Origin of the sequence: Arthrobacter sp. 135MFCol5.1 (assembly GCF_000374865.1) — a bacterium.
Lineage (GTDB): Bacteria > Actinomycetota > Actinomycetes > Actinomycetales > Micrococcaceae > Arthrobacter.
The window spans coordinates 451,898-474,295 of record NZ_KB895454.1; the positions used below are offsets into that span (position 1 = coordinate 451,898).

Sequence of the window (22,398 nt, forward strand, 5' to 3'; positions counted from 1 at the left end):
CATCACTGAAAATCACTACTTGGACACTAACCGGTTTCCCGGATGATTTGTTCGCGCACTGACTGCTGTTCGCTGACGGCGCACGATCGGCGGACAGCGCCCCGCTCCGGTTTGCCGCCCAACGCGAACGGCCCCCGGATCGGAAGGATCCAGGGGCCGTTCGCTGCGGCTGGGAAGGACTATGCCTTGGCCTCGGCAGTGGTTTCCGCTGCCTCGGCAGTTTCGGTTTCCGCCGCGTCGGTGGCGTCAGCTTCAGTGGCTTCCGCAGCAGGAACTTCCTCGCCGCCGGGGCGGACGAAGTCGCTCAGGTCGACTGCGTTGCCCTCAGTGTCGGTCACCGTGGCCTGGCCCAGGACGACGGCCAGTGCCTTGCGGCGGCGGACCTCGGAAACCATCATGGGGACCTGGCCGCTCTGATCGATGATCTGGGCGAACTGGTTGGGGTCCATGCCGTACTGGCTGGCGGTGGTGACGATGTAGTCGATCAGCTCGTTCTGGCTGACGTTGACTTCTTCCTTCTCCGCGATGGCGTCGAGGATGATTTCGTTCTGGAAGGCGCGGGCCGTGTTGGCGCGGACCTCTTCGCGGTGCTCTTCGGTGTCGTGTTCGCCGTCTCCGTGGCCGTTGCCCTCCTGGAAGTGGGCTTCAAGCTGCTCTTCGACCACCGAGTCGGGAACGGGGACCTCAACCAGCTCGACGAGCTTGTCGAGGACCTTGTCGCGGGCTTCGACGCCTTGCTCGACGATCTTGGAGTCGGCAGCCTGCTTGGCGAGGTCCTCGCGGAGCTCGGCAAGGGTGTCGAATTCGGAGGCCAGCTGGGCGAAATCATCGTTCGCTTCGGGCAGTTCACGCTCCTTGACGGCCTTCACAACGACCTTGACCTGGGCGGCTTCGCCGGCGTGGTCGCCACCCACGAGGGTGGTGTCGAAAATGGCGTCCTCATCCGCGCTGAGCCCGGTTACGGCCTCGTCCATGCCCTCGAGCATGGTGCCGGCACCCACCTGGTAGGACAGGCCGGCAGCGGAGTCAACCTCTTCGCCGTCGATCGTGGCGGTGATGTCGATGGTCAGGAAGTCGCCGTCGGCGGCCGGACGGTCAACGGACTTGAGCGTGCCAAAGCGGCCGCGCAGCTCGTCGAGGGCCTTGTCCACGTCGGCCTCGGAGGATTCCGCGGCGGCGACCTGGACCTCGATGCCGGAGTAATCCGGGAGTTCGATTTCGGGGCGGACGTCAACCTCGGCGGCGAACTTCAGGCCGCCGTCGGTTGCGGAAGGATCGGGCACCTCGGTGATCTCCACCTCGGGACGGCTCAGGGGGCGGATGCCGGATTCCTGCACGGCAGCCTGGTACCAGCCGTTGAGGCCATCGTTGATGGCGGTCTCCAGGACGTAGCCGCGGCCGACGCGCTGGTCGATGAGCTTGGCGGGAACCTTGCCCTTGCGGAACCCGGGGACCTGGATCTGCGAGGCAACGGTCTTGTAGGCCGAGTCGATGCTGGGCTTCAGTTCCTCAAAGGGGACCTCAACATTGAGCTTGACCCGCGTGGGGGTGAGGTTCTCGACAGCGCTCTTCACGGTCTAAGTACTCCTGGGTTGTGGGATGGGTTTCTGCAAAACGCGTTGGATGTCCAGGCCTGCTGGTCCTGGCCGCAGAGTCGGGGTGACAGGATTTGAACCTGCGACTTCCTGCTCCCAAAGCAGGCGCTCTAGCCAAGCTGAGCTACACCCCGTAAGTGCACAGGCAAGTCTACGGTGATACGCGTCGCGAATGCACATTTGACACGTAGGCCATGGATTAGGTTTAGTTGTATCCGGCTTCAACAGCCAGCCCGGAGTTTCCGCGAAAAGCGGATCTTCCTTCGGGGACGTAGCTTAATGGTAAAGCCTCAGTCTTCCAAACTGATTACGCGGGTTCGATTCCCGTCGTCCCCTCCATAAACACAAGAAGGCCCCTCCATGGAGGGGCCTTCTTCGTTTTTCCTACTCGGCCGGCCGCTGGCAGGAGGGGCACCAGTAGAGGTTTCGCCCCACGAGGTCGGTGACGAGCACGGTGGTCCGGCACACCCTGCAGGGCAGGCCCTGCCGCTTGTAGACGAAGTGGACGTCCTCGCGGGCGGGGAAGTGCGCGCCCTTGGGCGGCACGGGATTCCCGGCCGCAGCGGCCTTGGCCGCCGTGGTGCCGTTGAGGGTCCAGTACTTTGGCGGCGTGGTGATGATCCGCCCGTCGGCGACGCCGTCGGCCATGACGGCGACGACGTCACGCCACAGCTTCCGGGCATCGCCGTCCGCGACGGCGCCGCCGGGAAGCCACGGATCCAGCCGGCGCCGGAACAGAACTTCGGCGCGGTAGACGTTGCCTACCCCGGCAATGATCTTCTGGTCCATCAGCAGCGCAGCCAGCGGCGTCTTCCGGGCCCGAAGGTTCGCCGCGAACCGGCCCGCGTCGCCCCGCAGGTTCCGCAGCGGATCCGGTCCGAGCCGGGCCAGGACGGCGTCCGCCTCCGCGGCGGTGATGGTTTCGCAGGTGGTTGCCCCGCGCAGATCCGCCCAGCCATGGCTCCCGGCCAGCCGGACCCGGACGGCCCCCACCGGTGGCGGCGGACCCTCGTACGCTTCGCCGCCGTCGTCATCCCCGCCGGAAAAGGCTTCCCGCTCCCCCACCCGGCGGGGCGCGCCAATACTGGAGGCGCCGGCGAAAGTACTGTCGCCGCCGAAGCTCCAGGCGCCGTACAGGCCGAGGTGGACGTGCAGTACCAACGCGTTGTCAAAGCGGAGGAACAGGTGCTTGCCGTGTGCCTCGGCGGCGACGAGGGCGTGCCCGTCAAGCAGGGCCGCTCCCCCGGCAAACCTGCCCTGCGGGCTGGAAACAGCCAGGGTCTCGCCAAGGAAGACGTCTCCGAACTGCCGGGCGAGCCTGCGGACCGAATGTCCCTCAGGCACTACTCGATGACCTCGCCCGTGGCCTCATAGGCTGCGATCTTGCCAATCCGGCGGACATGGCGCTCATCGTTGCTGAACGGCTCGGCAAGGAAGGCCTCAATCAGTTCGGTGGCTTCTTCCACCGAGTGCTGGCGGCCGCCCACCGCCACCACGTTCGCGTCGTTGTGCTCGCGGGCGAGGGTGGCGGTGGAAAGGTTCCACGCCAAGGCGGCACGTACGCCCTTGACCTTGTTCGCGGCAATCTGCTCACCGTTTCCGGAACCGCCCAGCACGATGCCCAAGGCGTGCACGCCTGCCTGCTGGTCGGCGACCACGGCGAGGGCGGCGTTAATGCAGAAGGAGGGGTAGTCGTCCTGGGCGTCGTAGACCTTGGGCCCGTGGTCCACCACCTCGTACCCCTTGCCCGTCAGGTGGGACACCAGGTGGGCGCTGAGCTCCATCCCGGCGTGGTCGGTAGCGATGTGGACCCGCGGGAAGGCAGGGGAAGTTGTCACGAGCAAGATCCGTTCGGTTCGGTGGGCTGGCGGCCGGCCGGGTGGGGGCCGGAACAACACGGATAAGGATACTAGGACTGTTCCGGGGTCAGGACCCGGGCTGCCCAACCGCCGGCGGTCCGCCCCCGCGCCGTGCCCTGGCCGCGACCCTGGTCAGGACATCGGCCAGCCGTGCCGCAGAGTCCTGGGTGCCGCCGCTTACGGCCAGGCGCTGGCCGTCCGTCTTGCGCACGACGACGGCGGGCCCGCTGCTGACCAGCATCGCCGCGGTGCCGCGGTGGTGCCGGTAGCCCCACCCGCCGTAGTCAGCGGCCCTCACCTCGGCTGCGCTGGCGGCCGAAATGGCGCCGGCGGGGACATCCATGACAGGTACCACTCCGGCAAGCAGGACTTTCAGGCCGCCGCGGTCAGCTTTGACGCGGGCGAACAGGAACGCCGTGCTGACGGCGGCCAGGAGGACCAGCAGGATCCCGAGCCACGGCAGCACGACGGCGAGCAGCGCTGCCGGGAACAGCGTGGCGATGCCGATCATGACGAAGACCGAGCTCCGGGCGTGCACCCACAACCGGATGGTGTCCAAGGCGAGATCCGGGTCCGTTTCCCTGGCGATGGCGGTTTGCAGGGCACGGTCGTCGTCCGGGGACCACTGCCGGTCAGCCTTGTAGACCATGGCCATGGTGACGCCCAGGGAAACAGCAGCGCCGCTCCCGAGCGCCAGGACGGTCATGTCCACGCGTGACTGCCGGGCGTCAGCGAGCCCCACCTGGCCGATGAGGCCTGCCGCCAGGGCCGAGGTGATAAAGAGGCTGAGGAAGAAGCCGGTGCCCATCATGATCCGGCGCATCAGCACGGGCCTGCCCAGGGGCACCGCCTGCAGCAGGACCACCCAGCCGGCAACCACAATCGCCCCGGCCCCTGCGCCCACATAGGCGCCGAATGGGGCGAAGGCGGCACCGCCGTCGGCCGTCCAGCGCACCGCGAGCGGGTCTGGAAGGTCAGGCCGGAGCAGCCAGGCGCAGAAGGCGAAGGCGGCGGCGAGCGCGACGGGGAACCCGAGGGCAAAGCGCAGCGCCTTGGCATCCACCGAATCCAGCAGCTTTCCCATGCCTCCAACGCTACCCCCGCAACCCCGGGAGGAAATGACGCGGCCGGGGCCGCGGCGCGCTGTGACCCGGGCAAGCTGTGACCCGGGCAACTTGCCAAGGACTGCAAGGATGAAAGAATGCAGCACAGTGCCGGAACCGGGACCACCGGCCGGCAACCGAAACTTCTCTGGAGGCCCTCCTTTGCCAGGTATGAACCTGACGCGCGCCGAAGCCCGTGAGCGCGCCGAACTGATCACCGCCGAGTCCTACGATGTCAGCCTCGACCTGACCCGGGGCGGAGAGGTTTTTGGCAGCACCACCACCGTGAAGTTCACGGCCGTGCCGGGATCGTCCAGCTTCATTGATGCTGTGACCCGGACCGTGCACCGCGTGACGCTGAACGGCCGCGCCCTCGATCCCGCAACCGTGTCCGACGGCGTGCGGATCCAACTGCCCGGGCTGGAGGAGCACAACGAGCTGACCGTCGTGGCTGACATGCCCTACATGAATACCGGCGAAGGCCTGCACCGGTTCGTGGATCCGGTGGACAACGAGGTCTATCTCTATACCCAGTTCGAGGTTCCGGATTCACGCCGCATGTTCACCGTCTTCGAACAGCCCGACCTGAAGGCAACCTTCGCGTTTACGGTCACGGCGCCCTCGCACTGGGATGTGGTGTCCAATTCCCCCACCCCGGAGCCGGTGCAGGCCCCGCCCGCGGAGGACGGCGGAGCCAGGTCCGTATGGGCATTTGCGCCCACCCCGCGCCTGTCCTCCTACGTCACCGCGCTGATCGCCGGACCGTACCAGTCCGTCCGCAGCGAGGTGGCCAGCTCGGACGGACGCGTCATCCCGTTGGGCGTGTTCGCGCGGAAGTCGCTCATGCAGTACCTGGACGCGGACAATATCTTCGAACTGACCCGGCAGGGCTTCGGGTTCTTCGAAGCCCAGTTCGGCTGCCCCTACCCGTTCGAGAAGTACGACCAGCTGTTCGTGCCGGAATTCAATGCCGGCGCCATGGAAAACGCCGGCGCGGTCACCATCCTGGAGGGCTACGTCTTCCGCAGCAAGGTCACCGGCGCGCAGATCGAGCGGCGCGCCATTACGGTGCTCCACGAGCTGGCCCACATGTGGTTCGGGGACCTGGTGACCATGCGGTGGTGGAACGACCTCTGGCTCAACGAGTCCTTTGCGGAGTACATGTCCCACCTGGCCGCGGTGGAGGCCACGTCCTTCACCAGTGCCTGGACCACGTTCGCGTCCGTGGAGAAGTCATGGGCCTACCGCCAGGACCAGCTGCCCACCACCCACCCCATCTTCGCCGAGATCAACGACCTGCAGGATGTCGAGGTCAACTTCGACGGCATCACCTACGCCAAGGGCGCCTCGGTGCTCCGGCAGCTGGTGGCCTGGGTGGGTCCTGAACAGTTCATGGCCGGCGTCCGGGAGTACTTCGCCAAGCACTCCTGGCGCAACACCGAGCTGCGCGACCTGCTGGTGGAGCTGGAGAAGGCCAGCGGACGCGACCTTGACGGCTGGGGCCGGCAGTGGCTCGAGACGGCGGGCGTGAACACCCTCACCCCCGAGCTGGACGTGGACCAGGACGGGACGCTGAAGTCCCTGGCGATCGTGCAGTCCGCCGTTCCGGAGTGGCCCACCCTCCGGCCGCACCGCCTTGCCGTGGGGTTCTACAACCTCAACGACGCCGGAAAGCTGGAGCGGGTGCACCGCGAGGAGCTGGATGTCGACGGCGAACGCACGGAGGTGGCGGGCGTGGCCGGCCTGGCGCAGCCGGACCTGATCCTCGTCAACGACGATGACCTCGCCTACGCCAAGGTGCGGCTGGACCCGAAATCCCTGGCCACCGCCACCGCACACCTCAAGGACTTCGAGGCCAGCCTGCCCCGCACCCTCGTCTGGAACTCGGCATGGGATGCGGCCCGGGACGGCCAGGCACCGGCACGGAAGTACGTGGAGCTGATCCTGGCCAATGTGGCCGCGGAGACCGATTCGTCCGTCATCCTGGTCCAGCTCCGCCAGCTGGCCACCACCCTGAATTTCTACGTGACGGAAGAACACCGCGAAGCCACCATGGTGGCAGCCGCAGACAGGTTGTGGGAGCTGGCATCGGAAGTCCCCGGCGGCTCCGACGCGCAGCTGCAGTTCGTGAAGTCCTTTGCCCTCCTTGCCGGCAGCGCGTCCCAGCTCGACCGGGTAGCGGCCCTGCTGGACGGCTCAGCGGTCCTGGACGGGCTGGCCGTCGACCAGGACCTCCGGTGGGAGCTCGTGGCATCCTTGGTGGCCGGCGGCCGGATGGGCCAGGACGGCATCGACGCCGAGCTGGAGCGGGACAACACGTCCAGCGGGCAGAACGCCGCGGCCCTGGCAAAGGCCGCGCTTCCCACGGCGGAGGCCAAAGCGGCCGCCTGGGAGTCGATCGTGGTCAAGGGTGACCTGTCCAACGCCCTGCAGGGATCGGCCGTGGCCGGCTTCATGCGGGTCCGGGACCGGTCGCTGCTGGAGCCGTACGCGGAGAAGTATTTCGCGGCGGTGCCGGCCATCGTGGCGACCCGGACCCACGCACTCGCCCAGCAGATCGTCGTCGGCCTCTACCCGGCGCTGCTGACCACGCAGGCCACCATCGACCAGACCGACGCCTTCCTGGCGGCGCTGCCCGCGGAAAGCGCCGCGCTGCGGCGGATGATGCTGGAAAACCGCGACGGCGTGGCCCGGGCCCTGCGCGCCCGCGCAGCCGACGTGCTGCCGGACGGCAGCGCGGGGTGAGCATCGGCGAACACACCTACACGCTGACGGTCCAGTGGACCGGCAACCGGGGTGGCGGCACGTCGTCGTACCGGAGCTACTCGCGGGACCATGACGTGCTCATCCCGGGCCTGCCGGTATTGAAGGGCTCGGCGGACCCGACATTCCATGGGGACCGGGAACGGTACAACCCCGAACAGCTCCTCCTGGCGGCCCTGGCGCAGTGCCACATGCTGTCCTACCTGCACGTGGCCGTGAAGCATGGCGTGGTGGTCACTGACTATCGGGACGAGGCCTCCGGGGTAATGCGGCTCAACCGCGACGGCAGCGGCCAGTTCGAACAAGTGACGTTGCACCCCAGGGTCACCGTGGCCGACGCCGGCCAGGTTGAGCTGGCCGCCGGGCTGCACCATGAGGCGAACCAGGTGTGCTTCATTGCCCGGAGCGTGAACTTCCCGGTGGGGCACCAGCCCGTTACGGTGGCAGGCTAGGCACCGCCTTGGTGGAGCATAGCGATCAGCCGCTGCTCCATCTCGGGCGACAGGCCGGCCTTGCGGGGCCGGTCCAGCCCCCGGGCGCGTTCGTCGGCCAAGGTGTCCGCCAGGGTTTCCCGCCAGGGCCGCAGCACCATTCCCGCGGCCCTGGCGGCCTGGTTGCTCCGGGCCATGAAACCCTCGTGGCCGGGCGGGAGCCAGAGCGGCAGGGAGTCCGGGCCTGACCAGTAGTTGATCCCTTGCGCCACCAGCCACGCTTCGGCGGCAGTGGCCGGAGCACCTTGGTGGCCTGCTGTTTCCCGGCAGGCATCCACCAGGGCTCCGAACGGCACCTCTTCCCCACAGGCGTTCAAGGCACCGGTGGTGCCCTGTACGGCCGCGGCCAGGATCCAGGCGGCCAGGTCCCGGACGTCAATGGCCTGGGTAGGATGGGCGGCAATGTCCGGGACCAGTACCGGCTCCTGGTTACGGGCGAAGCGCGCGGGCCAGTAGCCGTATCGGTCGGACGGGTCGCCGGGGCCGCTGATCAGGCCGGCGCGGCACAGATGGGCGTTCCCGGCAGTCGCCTCAAGGGTGGCCGCCTCGATGGCCACTTTGGACTCTCCATAGTTCTCCGGCGCGGACGGAATCCCCGGAGCGAGCGGAGGCAGGAGGGGTGCGTCCTCCGCCGCGCCCGGGACCGAATGGTCCGCGTAGGCCGAGCAGCTGGAAACAAAGGTCCAGTGCCCCGTCCGGGCGGCCAGCGCCTTGAGTGCGCCGCGGGCAGGTCCGGGGTCCCGCGCCACCTCGATCACGGCATCCCACTCGCCCTCCACCTGGGCATATGCCGCAGCGCCGGCGGCCCGGTCCGCCTGCACCCATGCCGTGCCCCGCGGCGGTCCACCCGCGGTTCCCCGGGCCAGGCAGGTGACGGCGTGTCCCGCGGCCAACGCCTGCGCGGCAATGTGCTTGGAGAGGAAGGCCGTACCGCCCAGGATGAGGATGCGCATTGCTCCACGCTACGGCGCTAGGGTTGAAAGAGAACAGCGCAAACCCCCAAGGAGCTATTTCCCCCCATGGTCAGTATGTTGTCCATCATTCCCCCGGTCTCCAGCCAGCCCGGCGGCGTCAGCGTTCCGGGCATAGTGATCAGCGTCGGTGTCGGTGTCGGCGTCTGGCTTGTTGCCACCTTCATCATCTCGCGCATCACCAAGCGGGTGGCGTCCGGAAGCAATTTCTTCAAGAAACCCACGTTCAAGTGGGTGGCACCTGCCCTCAGGGCCCTGGACCACGAACGGCGCGTCCAGCGGGCGGAAACCATCGGGTCGCTGCTGAACAGCATCGTCGGGGTCCTGGTGGCAGTCATCACCGGCATGTATGTCCTGCAGAACCTGGACATCAACATCGCTCCCCTGCTGACCAGCGTGGGAATCCTGGGTGTGGCCATCGGCTTTGGCGCCCAGCAGCTGATCCGCGACTTCCTGGCCGGGATCTTCATCACCATCGAGGACCAGTACGGCATCGGCGATGTCATCGAAACCAGCGAGGTGGTGGGCGTCGTGGAGTCCATGGGGCTCCGGATCACGCGGGTCCGCTCCGACGACGGCGCCATCTGGTACCTGCGCAATGGCGAGATCCTGCGCGTGGGGAACCGCTCGCAGGGCCGTTACCTTCCGCTGCATGAGTCCGAGGACGGTACCACCGACCAGGCCTCTGCCCACGTGGAGACCCCAAAGACTGACCAGAAAGCCGGCGAGTAGCATGACTCTTCCCATCGAACCACGCCCCGGGGTCCCGGGCCCCCTCCAGCCACAGCGGCCCCAGCTGATGCAGAACGACCCCTTCAGCCAGCCGGCGTACACCGACAGTTTCTACGAAGCCGTGGGCGGCCACGAGACGTTCGTGAAGCTCATTGATGTTTTCTACGACGGGGTCGCCGCCGATCCGCTGCTTCGGCCGATGTACCCGGAGGAAGACCTGGCTCCGGCAAAGCGCCGGTTCCTGATGTTCCTTGAGCAGTACTGGGGCGGACCCACAACCTACGGTGAGGAGCGCGGGCATCCGCGCCTGCGGATGCGGCACATGCCCTTCAAGGTCACGCCGGAAGCAAAGGACCGGTGGCTGTTCCACATGCGCGCGGCAGTGGACGCCCTGGACCTGCCGCCGCTCTATGAGGGAACACTGTGGGAGTACATGGAGCGTGCGGCCCTGTCCATGGTGAACAGTCCGTCCGGCGCGTGATGCCCGCCCGCCAGGAGCCCGGGTTTACAGGAGGCCGCTGCCGGTGCGCGCCAGGACGTGCCCGCGCGGGCCACTGAGCCTGAACCAGCGGCCGGCACGGTAGAGTGCCTGTTCGCCGTCGGCAAGGAACCCCAGGGCAAGTGCTGCGAAAGCTGCGCCGGCCGGCAGGCCGGAGTGGTCCAGTTCGCGTCCCCACACGGCAGCCCGGGCGTTGTTGACGATCAGGGCGCCGGGTTTGTCCGGCACGATGCCCGCCACTTCGCCGATGCCCGACTCGGCGGCCTCCCGCAGGCGGGCGTCGCTGATGGCGCCCAGCGGCTCCCATCCGCCACGCGGGGCGCCTACCCCGGTCCAGGATTCGGTGACGGTGGTGGGCGGAACCGGCAGGTCGACGTCGGATGCGCCGGCGCGGGCAAGCCGGTCCAGGACGGCCGCCAGGGGCACCGTGACGTCTGTCGCTGACGGCTCCGCCAGCGCCATGGTGCGCAGGCCCAGGATGGTGGGGGTCGATTCACCAAGCAGCCGGGGCCGCAGGACGCACACGTAGGCCGCCAGGACGGAGCCGGCGGCCTGAAGCCGGATGGCGCCGTCGTCAATTGCCTTGGCGCGGGTGGCGAACGTCTTCAGGTCCGCAAGATCCCTGGGATCGGCGAAACGGAAGGACGAAGTGAGGAGATCAGACACAACAAGAACACTACCGGCTGCGGGCAGGTTGAGTGGTTCCGCGGCCGCCGTCTAGAGTCGGACCATGACTGAAGCCGAAGCCGGACTGCTGGCGCCCCCCAGCGGCGATCCCACCTCATCGCTGATCGAACTGCTGGACCTTGGTGATCTCGAAGGCGCCCGGACGGACGAGGACATCTTCCTTGGCCCCTCCCAGCGGCAGCCGCATCACAGGGTCTTCGGCGGCCAGGTGCTGGCGCAGTCGCTTGTTGCTTCCACCAGGACGGTTGATCCGGACCGGCTGGTCCATTCCATGCACGGTTACTTCCTGCGGCCCGGCGACGCCAACAAGCCCATCACGTTCGGTGTGGAGCGGTTGCGGGACGGCAGGTCGTTTTCGGCCAGGCGTGTCCATGCCTACCAGGACGGTGTGCCGATCCTGTCCATGATTGCTTCCTTCCAGGTTGAAGCCGAGGGCATTGAACACGCGGCCGCCATGCCGGCCGGGATCCCGGATCCGGAGTCGCTTCCCAGCACTGCGGACCTGCTGGGCAAGTTCGACCATCCGGTGGCGCGGCATTGGGCGTATGAGCGGCCCTTCGACATCCGGCATGTAGACCCTGCCCTGTACGTTTCGGCCAATGGTCCGCGCGAGGCGCGCAACGCCGTTTGGATGAAGACCCTCGGTCCCGTGCCGGACGACCCCAACCTGCACCGGGCGGCCCTGGCCTATGCCAGCGACTACACCCTGCTCGAGTCAATCCTCCGGAGGCACGGACTGAGCTGGATCACCCCCGGGATGAACGTTGCCAGCCTGGACCATGCCATGTGGTGGCACCGTCCCGCCCGGGTGGACGACTGGCTGCTGTACGTCCAGGAGTCGCCCAGCGCCCAGGGCGCCCGCGGCCTGGCCACCGGCAGGATCTTCAACAGGGCAGGCCAGCACGTCGCCTCCGTGGCCCAGGAGGGCATGGTGCGGGTCCCGCTCGACACGGCGGGACCACCCGAATCCGGGTCATAGGGAATCCCTGGACGACATAAGGGCGGCACCCTCTCGGGTGCCGCCCTTATGTCTTCGTGGGTAGGCCGCTTTGTCGGCCCGCGGTTTAGTCGCGGGTGAGGCGGCGGTGGGTCACCCGGTGCGGCTTGGCAGCGTCGGGTCCGAGGCGTTCGACCTTGTTCTCCTCGTAGGATTCGAAGTTGCCCTCGAACCAGTACCACTTCGAGGGGTTTTCCTCGTCACCTTCGTACGCGAGGATGTGGGTGGCCACCCGGTCGAGGAACCACCGGTCGTGGGAAACGACGACGGCGCAGCCGGGGAACTCCAGCAGGGCGTTCTCCAGGCTGCTGAGGGTTTCGACGTCGAGGTCGTTGGTGGGCTCGTCAAGGAGCAGCAGGTTGCCGCCCTGCTTCAGGGTCAGGGCAAGGTTCAAGCGGTTCCGCTCACCACCGGACAGGACGCCGGCCTTTTTCTGCTGGTCCGGGCCCTTGAAGCCGAATGCTGCAACGTAGGCGCGGGAGGGCATCTCCACGTTGCCGACCTGGATGAAGTCCAGCCCGTCGGACACGACCTCCCACAGGGTCTTGTTGGGGTCGATGCCGCCACGGCTCTGGTCCGCGTAGGAGATCTTGACCGACTCGCCGATCTTCAGGTCGCCGCCGTCGAGCGGTTCCAGGCCCACGATGGTCTTGAACAGCGTGGTCTTGCCAACACCGTTGGGGCCGATGACGCCCACGATGCCGTTCCGCGGCAGGCTGAAGGACAGCCCGTCGATGAGGGTCCGGTCCTCGAAGCCCTTCTGGAGGTTCTTTGCCTCCAGCACCACGCCGCCGAGGCGGGGTCCCGGCGGGATCTGGATTTCTTCGAAGTCAAGCTTGCGGGTGCGGTCGGCCTCCGCAGCCATTTCCTCGTACCGGGCCAGACGCGCCTTCGACTTGGTCTGGCGGCCCTTGGCGTTGGAGCGGACCCAGTCCAGTTCCTCCGCGAGGCGCTTGGCCTGCTTGGCGTCCTTCTTGCCCTGGATCTCAAGGCGGGCGCGCTTCTTCTCCAGGTAGGTGGAGTAGTTGCCTTCGTAGGGGTAGAGGTGTCCGCGGTCCACCTCGGCGATCCACTCGGCCACGTGGTCGAGGAAGTACCGGTCGTGGGTGACGGCGAGGACGGCGCCCGGGTAGCTCGAAAGGTGCTGCTCGAGCCACAGCACGCTTTCGGCGTCCAGGTGGTTGGTGGGCTCGTCGAGGAGCAGCAGGTCCGGCTTCTGCAGCAGGAGCTTGCACAGTGCCACGCGGCGGCGCTCACCACCGGAAAGGTTGGTAACGTCGGCGTCGGCCGGCGGGCAGCGGAGGGCATCCATGGCCTGCTCGAGCTGGGAGTCGAGGTCCCAGGCGTCGGCGGCATCAATGGCTTCCTGCAGTTTGCCCATCTCTTCGAGGAGGGTGTCGTAGTCGGCGTCCGGGTTGGCCATTTCCTCGGAGATCTCGTTGAAGCGCTGGATCTTGCCGTAGATCTCGCCAACGCCTTCTTGGACGTTGCCCAGGACGGTCTTTTCCTCGTTCAGCGGCGGTTCCTGAAGCAGGATGCCCACGCTGTATCCGGGGCTGAGCCTGGCCTCACCGTTGGAGGGCGTGTCCAGCCCGGCCATGATCTTGAGAATGGTGGACTTACCGGCACCGTTGGGGCCCACAACACCAATCTTGGCACCCGGGAAGAAGGACATGCTTACGTCATCAAGGATGAGCTTTTCGCCAACGGCCTTGCGGGCCTTGGTCATTGTGTAGATAAATTCCGCCATGGTCTCAAATCTAGTGGGTCGGCGGGCAGATCTCACATTTGCAGGGATCCTTCGGATCGATCAGGACCCGACGAAGCACTTCCCGCTGGCAAGGACGGGCAGGACGGTGACGGTCACGGCCCCTTCCCGGACCTGTCCGATCACGCAGTCCTTGCCTTGCAGCACCGCCGCCTCGATGGCATCCGCTTCCAGCCCGGTCGGCGTGCGGCTTTGCGAGACCTGGAGCACGCCCGGTGAAATGCCGGCTCCCGTCAGGGCGTCGCTTACCTGCCCCGTGGCGGGTTTGGGGGCACCGGCGGCCAACTTGGTCAGGGCGTCGGTGACCGTCCGCTTCACCGTCTCGGTGGCCGCGGCGTCGGAGGCCTGCGACGAAGCTCCGGAGGTGTCCGCGAGCGCCCCGCCGCTGTTTTCACCAGTGGCCGCCGAGGCCTGGGGCCGCGCGGACTGTCCCTGCGTGGCCTGGGCGACAGCTGACGGAGCCGGGTTGCCGGGCTGGGCCATGGCAGGATCGTTCGATGCAGGACCGGCAACGCACCCTGTCAAGAGTGTGGCCAGGACGGCGCACGCCAGCGCTGCACCGGCCCGGTTGTACTGCCGGTGGGAAAGGGTGTGCCGCATGGTGCCATTCTGCCATGGCCCCGTAAGCGGACGGGCGGTGGACGGCCGGGGGGTGCCGCCGCTCCGCCCGCCCGGGACCTGATGGGACGCGCTGAAGGCTGATGCGTGGTTCCTAGACTTCTGCGAGTTCCCCCGTTTCGAGGTCAAGCGAGGCCATGGCACCATCACTGTCCTCGATGACCACTGACAGATGGCCTTCATCGTCCGGGTGTTCGTCGTCCCTGTCCTCGGGCTCATCCGGGAGTTGGTCCAAGCCCGGGTGGGGGCCGGGCTCGGGGGCTGGTGGTTGTTCCACGAGCGAGAGCGCCGGCCGTGACGATGTCCGGATGAAGTTGGCCGAGCCCAGCGAAAGGTCGTGCCCCACGGTGTCGGCGTCAATGACGGTGGAGTGGTAGATGCGCCCGTCCTTCTCCCAGGTGCGGATCTTCAGTTTGCCAACCACGATGACGGGCTGTCCTTTCCGGATACTGCATCCAAGGGTTCCCGCGAGCTGGCGGTAGCCCTGGACGGTGAACCAGTTGGTGTGGCCGTCATGCCAGGTTTTGGTTTCCCGGTCGAAACGGCGGCTGGTGGAACCGACGCGGAAAGAGGCCGTGGCCACTCCCCCCGGCGTGGTGGAACTCGTGATCTCGGTGGCCACGAAGCCCCGGATGGTGATCGTTTCGCTCATCTCTTCGTCCTGTCTCAATGGTGCTGCCCTGTGCAGGCATGACCAGCATTGCGCCCGACGGCGGACGGAAGGAGGGGGAGGTTGGTGTATGTGGACAACGAGGGTGCAGGCGCCTTTGTGGAGGGACAGTGGGTGACGGATGACAGCGCCGGCAGCTCCGGCAAGGTAAACTTTTCGAGGCGCCGGCGTACAGGCCGGAACCCATTGCCTCAGTAGCTCAGGGGATAGAGCAGCGGCCTTCTAATCCGCCGGTCGGGGGTTCGATTCCCTCCTGGGGCACCCGGATACGCCCCGGTCTTCGGACCGGGGCGTTTTTTGCATTAACCCTTGCTATGCCAGCAGCTTGTGCGGCGCTTCGACGAGCGACCGGATGACACTGCCGGCAGCACCCAGGAGCGCCCCCGACTCCCCCACGGCCGATACCGAGACCTGGCCGGCCGCGTACCTGCCTGGAGCGTACTTTTGCAGGCTCTCAAGCAGCGGACTGCGGAGCCATGGTTCGAGGACGGCGAAGTGGCCGCCGAGGACGACGGAGGCAATATTGACCACCCGGGCTGTTGACGCGAGCGCTATGCCCAGGCAGCGCCCCGCACGCTCGACGGCGGCCAACGCCCCGGGCTGCCGTGCGTCCAGCGCCTGGAGGAGCTTGGCCATGGCGGCCGAACGCGAATGTTCCACGGGTCCAATCCCCGCCGCCTCGAAGATGGCATCCTGGCCGGCCACGGTTTCCAGGCAGCCCGTCCCGCCGCATGAGCATCGCGCGCCGTCGGGGTCCACCACGATGTGGCCCACTTCGCCGGCATGGCCGCCGGGGCCCGTGAAGAGTTCGGACCCAATCACCAGGCCGCCACCGACGCCCACCTCACCGGAGACAAAGAGGAAATCGGATGCCCCATCGGGCCGGTGCCGCAGCTCGGCCAAGGCCGCAGCGTTGGCTTCGTTGAAGAGGGCAACCCCCAACGGCGCTTCCGGCAGGAGGGCGCCAAGGTCAAGGTCAACGCCGGCCCAGCCCAGGTTGGGTGCCGTGAGCACCCGTGCGGCGGCAGGGTCCACCAGCCCGGGCACTGCGAGCCCGCCGCCCAGGACCTCGACGCCGTGTCCCCCGGCCGCACCCCGAACCCGGGCGGCCAAAACGGCGAGCGCCGCCAAGACGGGACCGTCCACGCTGTTGCGGTTGTCGCGTTCCTGCACTTCACGGACCAGCACTTTTCCGGCCAAGTCAACCACTGCAGCGGAGATGTAGTCCACATTGATCTCCATCCCCATCACTGCCCGGCCGGGGTTAAGTTCCAGCCCGACACCCGGCCGCCCGCGCCCCTGCGGGTTGAAGCCGATCTCGCGGATGATGCCGGCATCCAGGAGATCCAGCACCAGGCTGGACACGGATGCCTTGGTCAGGCCGGTAGCGGCTGCCAGCTGGGCACGACTGGGATGGGCCCCCCGCGGGAACTCGGCGATCCGCCCCAGCACCAAGGCCAGGTTGCTTCGCCGGACGTCACCCACGCTTCCAGGGGCCGACCCCCCGGATCCCGCCACGGCAGGTGCCGGTATCACCATCACAAAGCTCCTCCGTCAGCACGTGGGCCCGGCCGTCATGTGCCCGCCGGACCCTTGACCCCACCCTACGTCCACCCATATAGTTCAGGCAATAAACTAAAGCTTCGCATCCGGCGGAGCACTCGATTGCAAGGACGCATCATGACTCACTCCCCCACCCCCGCTGACAAGTTCACCTTTGGCCTTTGGACCGTCGGCTGGACCGGCGCCGACCCGTTCGGCGTGGCCACCCGCGCCGCGCTGGATCCCGTGGAAGCAGTCCACCGGCTTAGCGAACTGGGCGCCTATGGCATCACCTTCCACGACAACGACCTGGTCCCTTTTGACGCCACCGCCTCCGAGCGGGAGCTGATCCACAAGAACTTCCGCGCAGCCCTGGCAGAGACCGGCCTGAAGGTCCCGATGGTCACCACCAACTTGTTCAGCCACCCGGTGTTCAAGGACGGCGGCTTCACCTCGAACGACCGCTCCATCCGCCGCTTCGCCCTCTCCAAGGTCCTGCGCAACATTGACCTCGCCGCGGAACTCGGGGCCGAAACCTTCGTCATGTGGGGCGGCCGCGAAGGCAGCGAGTACGACGGATCCAAAGACCTGGCCGCCGCGCTTGACCGGATGAAGGAGGGCGTGGACACCGCAGCGGGCTACATCAAGGACAAGGGCTACAACCTGCGGATCGCACTGGAACCCAAGCCCAACGAACCCCGCGGCGATATCTTCCTGCCCACTGTCGGACACGGCCTGGCCTTCATCGCCCAACTGGAACACGGCGACATCGTGGGCCTGAACCCGGAAACCGGCCACGAGCAGATGGCCGGGCTGAATTTCACCCACGGCATCGCCCAGGCCCTCTGGGCCGGCAAACTCTTCCACATCGACCTCAACGGACAGCGCGGCATCAAGTACGACCAGGACCTTGTCTTCGGCCACGGCGACCTGACCAGCGCCTTCTTCACGGTGGACCTGCTCGAAAACGGCTTCCCGGGGGGTGGACCGAAGTACGACGGCCCGCGCCACTTCGACTACAAGCCCTCCCGCACCGACGGCTACGACGGCGTCTGGGAATCCGCGAAGGCCAACATGTCCATGTACCTGCTGCTCAAGGAGCGGGCCCTCGCCTTCCGCGCCAACCCCGAAGTCCAGGAGGCGCTCAAGGCCTCCGGCGTCTTCGAACTCGGCGAGCCCACGCTCAACGCCGGCGAAAGCACCGCGGACCTGCTCGCCGACGCCGCCTCCTTCGAGGACTTCGACGCCGACAAGGCCGCCGAGCGCTCCTTCGCGTTCGTCCGCCTCAACCAGCTTGCCATCGAACACCTCCTGGGCGCCCGCTAGGCCATGGCACTCGTCGCAGGGATCGACAGTTCAACCCAGTCCTGCAAAGTGGTAATCCGCGACGCGGACACCGGAGAACTGCTCCGCCAAGGCCGCGCCGGCCACCCCGACGGCACCGAGATCCATCCGGACCACTGGTGGACGGCTCTGCAAAAAGCCGTTGCCGAAGCGGGCGGCCTGGATGACGTGGCCGCCATCTCCGTCGGCGGCCAGCAGCACGGAATGGTCTGCCTCGACGCAGACGGTGACGTGGTCCGTCCGGCACTGCTGTGGAACGACACCCGCAGCGCCGGGGCAGCGGTGGAGCTCATCAACGGCGCCGGCAACGGAGACCCCGTTGCCGGCGCCCGGTACTGGGCCAACGCCACGGGCACCGTCCCCGTGGCCTCACTGACAGTGACCAAGCTGCGCTGGCTTGCGGAGAACGAGCCGGACAACGCCGCCAAGGTCGCGGCCGTATGCCTCCCGCACGACTGGCTGACCTGGCGGCTCGCCGGTTACGGGCCCGGCAGCGGCGCGTCGGGCCTGGCCGCACTGGCAACGGACCGCTCTGATGCCTCGGGCACCGGGTACTACTCGTCGGCGGAGGGCCGGTACCTGCCGGACGTCCTGGCATCCGCGCTGGGACACGTCCCCACCGTCCCCAAGGTTCTCGGGCCACTGGAACAGGCGGGCCGCACCCCCGCCGGCTCCCTGCTCGGAGCCGGTGCCGGGGACAACGCGGCCGCCGCGCTCGGCGCCGGAGCGGACCTGGGCGACGTCGTCATGTCCCTGGGCACCTCCGGAACCGTATTTGCCGTCTCGGACACGGCGCCGGCGGATGCATCGGGACTGGTGGCCGGGTTCGCCGATGCAGCCGGCCACTACCTTCCGCTGGTGTGCACGTTGAACGCCACGCGTGTTTTCGATGCCACCGCCGCCCTGCTGGGCGTCGACCTGGCGGAGTTCAACAGGCTGGCACTCTCTGCCGAACCGGGCGCCGGAGGCCTGGCCCTGGTCCCGTACTTCGACGGGGAACGGACGCCCAACCTCCCGGACGCCACCGGCACCCTGCATGGCATCACGCGGGCCAACTACACCCCCGCCAACCTGGCGCGCGCCGCCGTCGAAGGCGTGGTCTGCTCCCTGGCTGACGGCCTGGCAGCGTTGCAGGACCAGGGCGTGGCCGCGCGGCGGATCCTCCTCGTGGGCGGCGGCGCCCAGTCCGACGCGGTGCAGGACGTCGCAGCGCGCCTGCTGGGAACCCGTGTCACGGTTCCCCTCCCGGGCGAGTATGTCGCGGACGGAGCGGCCCGCCAGGCCGCCGCCGCACTCACCGGGCAGTTCCCCGCCTGGTCCGCGGACGCCGTCGAGCTGCCCGCGGGAACGGACGACGCCGGCGTGCTGGCCCGCTACCGCAGCGTCGCCTTGGCGCACGCCTAGGGCGGTCCGCGAAACCACGAGGGACCCGGACCGCCTGCGGCGGTCCGGGTCCTTCCATATGGGGCGCGGGCTCCTGCCTGCGGAAAGCGCCGGCAGGAGCCCACGGCCTGTATCCGGTCAGGCGAACGGGAGGACGAGCTCCGCGTACCGCTCCTTGACCGTGGCCAGGACGGCATTGCCGTCCGTGTCCCAAATTTCCTGGTTGAAGATCTCCACCTCGATGTCTCCGGTGTAGCCGGCGTCCCGCACCCAGGTGCCGATCGTGGCGAAGTCCACCACGCCGTCGCCCATGTACCCGCGGGACAGCAGCGGGTCCGCGGCGATGGGCATGTTGAAGTCGCACACCTGGTAGGAGGCGAGGCGGTTTTCCCGGCCCGCGCGCCCGATCTGCGCCTTCAGTTCCGGGTCCCACCAGACATGGAAGGTGTCGACGGCGACGCCCACCGTTGAGGGATCGAACGGCGCGGCGAGGTCCAGCGCCTGCCCCAACGTGGAAATCAGGGCACGGTCGGCCGCATACATCGGGTGCAGCGGCTCCAGCACCAGGCGTACGCCGTGCTCCGCAGCGAACGGGACCAGGTCGGCGAGCCGGTCGGCAACGCGCTGCCGCGCCGCCACGACGTCCTTCTCCCCCGGGGCCAGGCCGCCGACCACCAGGAAGAGTTCCCGGGTGTCCAGGGCCACAGCCTCAAGGATCGCCGCGCGGTTGTCCGCGAGCGCAGCCGCCTGGCCGTCGGCGTCCGCCGCGGTGAGGAACCCGCCGCGGCACAGCGAGGATACACGCAGGCCGGCATCCTTGATCAGGCGGGCCGCCTTGTCCAGGCCGGCCTCCTCCACCCGGTCCCGCCAGGGGCCGATCGAGGGAATGCCGGCGTTGACGCACCCCTCCACCACCTGGGCGAGCGTCCACTTCTTGGTGGTGGCGCTGTTGATGGACAGGCGCGCGAAGTCGCTCATACGCCCACCCCGTTGATGCGCAGGTAGTCGGACATCCGGAAGGCCGCCAGTGCGGGGTCTTTCAGCAGTCCGGCCTGGTCCGCGAGCTCGAAGGTCCTGGCCAGGTGGCAGACCGAGCGGCCCGAATGCAGGCCGCCCACCATCTGGAAACCGGGCTGCTTGCCGTTGAGCCAGGACATGAACGCGATGCCCGTCTTGTAGTAGAACGTAGGGGCGCTGAAGATGTGCTTGCCCAGTTCCCGCGTGGAGTCGAGGATTTCGCGGGCTTTGGCGGCGTTGCCTGCGTCGTAGTTCTGCAGGGCGACCGAAGCGGCGGGGTAGATTGCCGCGAAGATGCCCAGCAGGGCGTCGGAGTGGTGGCTGCCATCGCCGTCGATCAGTTCCGGGTAGTTGAAGTCGTCGCCGGTGTAGAGCCGGACGCCCTCGGGCAGGGCCGCCCGCAGGGCCACCTCGTGGCCGGCATCGAGCAGCGAGACCTTGACACCGTCCACCTTGCCGGCGTTGTCCTTAATGAGGCCGAGGAACGTTTCGGTGGCCGTGGCAACGTCGTCCGATCCCCAGTAGCCGGCGAGGGCGGGATCGAACATGGTGCCCAGCCAGTGCAGGATGACCGGCTGGTCCACTTCCTGCAGCAGGGTGGAGTACACCTCCAGGTAGTCTTCGGGGCCGCGTGCCACTTTTGCCAGGGCGCGGGAGGCCATGAGGATGACCTTGGGCCCGGCCTCGGTGACGACGGCGATCTGCTCGCGGTAGGCCTCAAGGACGGCTTTGATGCCGGCCTCGCCGGAGGGCAGGGCGTCGATGTCCAGCTGGTCGGTGCCGGCGCCGCACGAGACGAGGTCGCGGACGGACTTGCCGGCGGTGGCCGCGTTGCCGGACGAAACCACGGAGGCAGCTTCCACCCCGGTCCGCTTGATGAGCTGCTGGGTGGCGGACCAGTCCAGGCCCATGCCCCGCTGGGCGGTGTCCATGGCGTCGGCCACGCCCAGGCCGTAGGACCACAGCTCGTGGCGATAGGCCAGCGTGGCGTCCCAGTCCAGCCGCGCGGGGGCACCCGGGGTGTTGTCGGCGAGGACTTCGGGGATGACGTGGGCGGCGGCGTACGCCCGGCGTGCGGTCAGGGGTGCCGTGGGGCGGGCCCACGTGGCGCCGCCCTGCAGCCGGTACTCCCGGGTGCCGCCGTCTTCGGAGGGAAGGATGAGGGAAGTCATCAGAGCGTGATCTCCGGGATGTCGATGGTGCGGCGTTCGTCGTTGGACTGCAGGCCCAGCTCCGCGAGCTGGACGCCCCGGGCGGCGGAGAGCAGGCCGAAGCGGTGTTCGCGGCCGGCGACGACGTCGCGGAGGAATTCCTCCCACTGCAGCTTGAAGCCGTTGTCCAGGTCGGCGTTGGCCGGTACTTCCTGCCACTGGTCGCGGAACGACTCCGTCACCGGAAGGTCGGGGTTCCAGACGGGCTTGGGAGTGTGGGCACGCTGCTGGGCGACGCACTTGTTCAGGCCGGCGACGGCCGAGCCGTGGGTGCCGTCCACCTGGAATTCCACCAGTTCGTCGCGGTATACCCGGACAGCCCAGGAGGAGTTGATCTGGCCGACGACCTCGTCGCCGGCCGGGGTAACGAGCTCGAAGATGCCGTAGGAGGCGTCGTCGGCGGTGGCCTTGTACTCCTTGCCGGCTTCGTCCCAGCGTGCCGGAATGTGGGTGGCGGTCTTGGCATTGACGCTCTTGACCTTGCCGATAATGCCTTCGAGCACGTAGTTCCAGTGGCAGAACATGTCGGTGGTCATTCCGCCGCCGTCTTCCTTGCGGTAGTTCCAGGACGGGCGCTGGGCCGCCTGGATGTCGCCTTCGAAGACCCAGTAGCCGAACTCGCCGCGGATGGACAGGATCCGGCCGAAGAAGCCTTCATCCACCAGCCGGCGGAGCTTGACCAGGCCGGGAAGGTACAGCTTGTCGTGCACAACGCCGGCTGTCACGCCGGCCTCCTTGCCGATGCGGGCCAGTTCAATGGCCTCCTCCAGGGTTTCTGCCGTCGGCTTTTCCGTGAAGATGTGCTTGCCTGCCAGCATGGCCTTTTTCAGCGTGGCGGCGCGCAGGCTGGTCATGGACGCGTCGAAGACGACGTCCACGGTGGGGTCGTTGATCACGGCGTCCAGGTCCGTGGTCCACTCGGACACCTTGTGCTGCTCCGCCAGCTCGCGGATTTTGGCTTCGTTGCGGCCCACCAGGATGGGCTCCACCTGGACCCGGGTGCCGTCTTCCAGCGAGAAGCCGCCGGCGTCGCGGATGGGCAGGATGGACCGCAGCAGGTGCTGGCGGTAGCCCATGCGGCCGGTGATGCCGTTCATGGCAATACGGATCGTTTTAGTTTCGAAGCCCATGTGTCCTCCACGGTGAGT

20 protein-coding genes and 3 tRNA genes are annotated in these 22,398 nt (G+C 67.7%); 9 read left to right on the forward strand and 14 right to left on the reverse strand.

Features of this window, described 5'->3' with window-relative positions:
* Positions 1 to 179: 179 nt before the first annotated feature.
* The gene (gene tig / locus C563_RS0108310; RefSeq protein WP_018761582.1) at positions 180 to 1,574 is read right to left on the reverse strand and encodes a trigger factor; all 1,395 of its coding nucleotides are present in this window, start codon (positions 1,572 to 1,574) and stop codon (positions 180 to 182) included.
* Positions 1,575 to 1,654: 80 nt separating this feature from the next.
* A tRNA-Pro gene (locus tag C563_RS0108315) sits at positions 1,655 to 1,729 on the reverse strand.
* Between the two features lie 131 nt (positions 1,730 to 1,860).
* Here C563_RS0108315 and C563_RS0108320 point away from each other — a divergent pair.
* Positions 1,861 to 1,934: transfer RNA gene (locus tag C563_RS0108320), tRNA-Gly, on the forward strand.
* A gap of 45 nt (positions 1,935 to 1,979) precedes the next feature.
* Here the strand turns inward: C563_RS0108320 and C563_RS0108325 are convergent.
* The 3 genes from C563_RS0108325 to C563_RS0108335 form a co-directional block, all read right to left on the reverse strand.
* A complete protein-coding gene (locus tag C563_RS0108325) occupies positions 1,980 to 2,939 on the reverse strand; it encodes an Fpg/Nei family DNA glycosylase (protein ID WP_018761583.1) in 960 nt (319 codons plus the stop codon).
* Positions 2,939 to 3,433 carry a ribose-5-phosphate isomerase gene (locus tag C563_RS0108330; RefSeq protein ID WP_018761584.1) on the reverse strand — a complete coding sequence of 165 codons (495 nt, stop codon included), beginning with the start codon at positions 3,431 to 3,433 and terminating at the stop codon, positions 2,939 to 2,941. Before C563_RS0108330 ends, C563_RS0108325 begins: the two co-directional genes overlap by 1 nt.
* A gap of 88 nt (positions 3,434 to 3,521) precedes the next feature.
* Positions 3,522 to 4,538, reverse strand: a complete 1,017-nt coding sequence (locus C563_RS0108335) for a hypothetical protein (RefSeq protein ID WP_018761585.1) — start codon at positions 4,536 to 4,538, stop codon at positions 3,522 to 3,524.
* Between the two features lie 190 nt (positions 4,539 to 4,728).
* On the opposite strand from C563_RS0108335, the gene pepN reads away from it, so the two are divergent.
* Both pepN and C563_RS0108345 read left to right on the forward strand, forming a co-directional pair.
* Positions 4,729 to 7,302: an aminopeptidase N gene (gene pepN / locus C563_RS0108340; protein WP_018761586.1), complete on the forward strand. Its 2,574-nt coding sequence runs from the start codon at positions 4,729 to 4,731 to the stop codon at positions 7,300 to 7,302.
* The gene (locus C563_RS0108345; RefSeq protein WP_018761587.1) at positions 7,299 to 7,772 is read left to right on the forward strand and encodes an OsmC family protein; all 474 of its coding nucleotides are present in this window, start codon (positions 7,299 to 7,301) and stop codon (positions 7,770 to 7,772) included. Before pepN ends, C563_RS0108345 begins: the two co-directional genes overlap by 4 nt.
* Here C563_RS0108345 and C563_RS0108350 read toward each other — a convergent pair.
* On the reverse strand, positions 7,769 to 8,764 hold the full coding sequence (locus C563_RS0108350) for an NAD-dependent epimerase/dehydratase family protein (RefSeq protein ID WP_018761588.1): 996 nt from the start codon (positions 8,762 to 8,764) through the stop codon (positions 7,769 to 7,771). The two genes, C563_RS0108345 and C563_RS0108350, sit on opposite strands and share 4 nt — an antisense overlap.
* Positions 8,765 to 8,830: 66 nt before the next feature.
* On the opposite strand from C563_RS0108350, the gene C563_RS0108355 reads away from it, so the two are divergent.
* Positions 8,831 to 9,514 carry a mechanosensitive ion channel family protein gene (locus C563_RS0108355; protein WP_018761589.1) on the forward strand — a complete coding sequence of 228 codons (684 nt, stop codon included), beginning with the start codon at positions 8,831 to 8,833 and terminating at the stop codon, positions 9,512 to 9,514.
* Position 9,515: 1 nt separating this feature from the next.
* Positions 9,516 to 9,995 (forward strand): globin, encoded by a 480-nt coding sequence (locus C563_RS0108360; protein ID WP_018761590.1) that lies wholly within the window; start codon positions 9,516 to 9,518, stop codon positions 9,993 to 9,995.
* A gap of 24 nt (positions 9,996 to 10,019) precedes the next feature.
* Here C563_RS0108360 and C563_RS0108365 read toward each other — a convergent pair whose 3' ends face one another.
* On the reverse strand, positions 10,020 to 10,679 hold the full coding sequence (locus tag C563_RS0108365) for a hypothetical protein (protein ID WP_018761591.1): 660 nt from the start codon (positions 10,677 to 10,679) through the stop codon (positions 10,020 to 10,022).
* 64 nt (positions 10,680 to 10,743) lie between these two features.
* On the opposite strand from C563_RS0108365, the gene C563_RS0108370 reads away from it, so the two are divergent.
* Positions 10,744 to 11,679 carry an acyl-CoA thioesterase gene (locus tag C563_RS0108370; RefSeq protein WP_018761592.1) on the forward strand — a complete coding sequence of 312 codons (936 nt, stop codon included), beginning with the start codon at positions 10,744 to 10,746 and terminating at the stop codon, positions 11,677 to 11,679.
* Between the two features lie 85 nt (positions 11,680 to 11,764).
* Here C563_RS0108370 and ettA read toward each other — a convergent pair whose 3' ends face one another.
* The 3 genes from ettA to C563_RS0108385 all read right to left on the reverse strand — a co-directional run bounded on the left by ettA (position 11,765) and on the right by C563_RS0108385 (position 14,735).
* Positions 11,765 to 13,447, reverse strand: coding sequence for an energy-dependent translational throttle protein EttA (gene ettA / locus C563_RS0108375; protein WP_018761593.1), 1,683 nt, complete (start codon positions 13,445 to 13,447; stop codon positions 11,765 to 11,767).
* Between the two features lie 60 nt (positions 13,448 to 13,507).
* On the reverse strand, positions 13,508 to 14,065 hold the full coding sequence (locus tag C563_RS0108380; protein WP_018761594.1) for a DUF6993 domain-containing protein: 558 nt from the start codon (positions 14,063 to 14,065) through the stop codon (positions 13,508 to 13,510).
* A gap of 112 nt (positions 14,066 to 14,177) precedes the next feature.
* Entirely contained in the window at positions 14,178 to 14,735 is a 558-nt protein-coding gene (locus C563_RS0108385; RefSeq protein WP_018761595.1) for a single-stranded DNA-binding protein, read from the reverse strand.
* Between the two features lie 206 nt (positions 14,736 to 14,941).
* Between C563_RS0108385 and C563_RS0108390 the strand changes: the two genes are divergently transcribed.
* Positions 14,942 to 15,014 (forward strand) — tRNA-Arg (locus C563_RS0108390).
* Positions 15,015 to 15,065: 51 nt separating this feature from the next.
* Here C563_RS0108390 and C563_RS0108395 read toward each other — a convergent pair.
* Positions 15,066 to 16,292: an ROK family protein gene (locus C563_RS0108395; protein ID WP_026264541.1), complete on the reverse strand. Its 1,227-nt coding sequence runs from the start codon at positions 16,290 to 16,292 to the stop codon at positions 15,066 to 15,068.
* Between the two features lie 141 nt (positions 16,293 to 16,433).
* Between C563_RS0108395 and xylA the strand changes: the two genes are divergently transcribed.
* Positions 16,434 to 17,621 carry a xylose isomerase gene (gene xylA / locus C563_RS0108400; protein WP_018761597.1) on the forward strand — a complete coding sequence of 396 codons (1,188 nt, stop codon included), beginning with the start codon at positions 16,434 to 16,436 and terminating at the stop codon, positions 17,619 to 17,621.
* Positions 17,622 to 17,624: 3 nt separating this feature from the next.
* Positions 17,625 to 19,043: a xylulokinase gene (xylB, locus tag C563_RS0108405; RefSeq protein ID WP_018761598.1), complete on the forward strand. Its 1,419-nt coding sequence runs from the start codon at positions 17,625 to 17,627 to the stop codon at positions 19,041 to 19,043.
* Between the two features lie 117 nt (positions 19,044 to 19,160).
* Here the strand turns inward: xylB and C563_RS0108410 are convergent, their stop codons facing one another.
* Genes C563_RS0108410 through C563_RS0108420 form a run of 3 tightly spaced genes read right to left on the reverse strand, consistent with a single transcriptional unit; the run spans position 19,161 to position 22,380 of the window.
* Positions 19,161 to 20,000 carry a sugar phosphate isomerase/epimerase family protein gene (locus tag C563_RS0108410; protein ID WP_018761599.1) on the reverse strand — a complete coding sequence of 280 codons (840 nt, stop codon included), beginning with the start codon at positions 19,998 to 20,000 and terminating at the stop codon, positions 19,161 to 19,163.
* Positions 19,997 to 21,211: a dihydrodipicolinate synthase family protein gene (locus tag C563_RS0108415; protein WP_018761600.1), complete on the reverse strand. Its 1,215-nt coding sequence runs from the start codon at positions 21,209 to 21,211 to the stop codon at positions 19,997 to 19,999. The genes C563_RS0108410 and C563_RS0108415 overlap by 4 nt, the downstream gene beginning before the upstream one ends.
* Positions 21,211 to 22,380 carry a Gfo/Idh/MocA family protein gene (locus C563_RS0108420; RefSeq protein WP_018761601.1) on the reverse strand — a complete coding sequence of 390 codons (1,170 nt, stop codon included), beginning with the start codon at positions 22,378 to 22,380 and terminating at the stop codon, positions 21,211 to 21,213. The genes C563_RS0108415 and C563_RS0108420 overlap by 1 nt, the downstream gene beginning before the upstream one ends.
* Positions 22,381 to 22,398 lie beyond the last annotated feature (18 nt).

Excerpts from the sequence above, each read along its gene's own strand:
- xylA (WP_018761597.1), top strand. The coding sequence starts at position 16,434 with ATGACTCACTCCCCCACCCCCGCTGACAAGTTCACCTTTGGCCTTTGG.
- C563_RS0108385 (WP_018761595.1), bottom strand. The coding sequence starts at position 14,735 with ATGAGCGAAACGATCACCATCCGGGGCTTCGTGGCCACCGAGATCACG.
- C563_RS0108420 (WP_018761601.1), bottom strand. The coding sequence starts at position 22,380 with ATGGGCTTCGAAACTAAAACGATCCGTATTGCCATGAACGGCATCACC.
- C563_RS0108360 (WP_018761590.1), top strand. The coding sequence starts at position 9,516 with ATGACTCTTCCCATCGAACCACGCCCCGGGGTCCCGGGCCCCCTCCAG.
- C563_RS0108370 (WP_018761592.1), top strand. The coding sequence starts at position 10,744 with ATGACTGAAGCCGAAGCCGGACTGCTGGCGCCCCCCAGCGGCGATCCC.
- xylB (WP_018761598.1), top strand. The coding sequence starts at position 17,625 with ATGGCACTCGTCGCAGGGATCGACAGTTCAACCCAGTCCTGCAAAGTG.
- C563_RS0108335 (WP_018761585.1), bottom strand. The coding sequence starts at position 4,538 with ATGGGAAAGCTGCTGGATTCGGTGGATGCCAAGGCGCTGCGCTTTGCC.
- C563_RS0108355 (WP_018761589.1), top strand. The coding sequence starts at position 8,831 with ATGGTCAGTATGTTGTCCATCATTCCCCCGGTCTCCAGCCAGCCCGGC.
- C563_RS0108410 (WP_018761599.1), bottom strand. The coding sequence starts at position 20,000 with ATGAGCGACTTCGCGCGCCTGTCCATCAACAGCGCCACCACCAAGAAG.
- ettA (WP_018761593.1), bottom strand. The coding sequence starts at position 13,447 with ATGGCGGAATTTATCTACACAATGACCAAGGCCCGCAAGGCCGTTGGC.
- C563_RS0108395 (WP_026264541.1), bottom strand. The coding sequence starts at position 16,292 with ATGGTGATACCGGCACCTGCCGTGGCGGGATCCGGGGGGTCGGCCCCT.
- C563_RS0108380 (WP_018761594.1), bottom strand. The coding sequence starts at position 14,065 with ATGCGGCACACCCTTTCCCACCGGCAGTACAACCGGGCCGGTGCAGCG.
- C563_RS0108350 (WP_018761588.1), bottom strand. The coding sequence starts at position 8,764 with ATGCGCATCCTCATCCTGGGCGGTACGGCCTTCCTCTCCAAGCACATT.
- pepN (WP_018761586.1), top strand. The coding sequence starts at position 4,729 with ATGAACCTGACGCGCGCCGAAGCCCGTGAGCGCGCCGAACTGATCACC.
- C563_RS0108415 (WP_018761600.1), bottom strand. The coding sequence starts at position 21,211 with ATGACTTCCCTCATCCTTCCCTCCGAAGACGGCGGCACCCGGGAGTAC.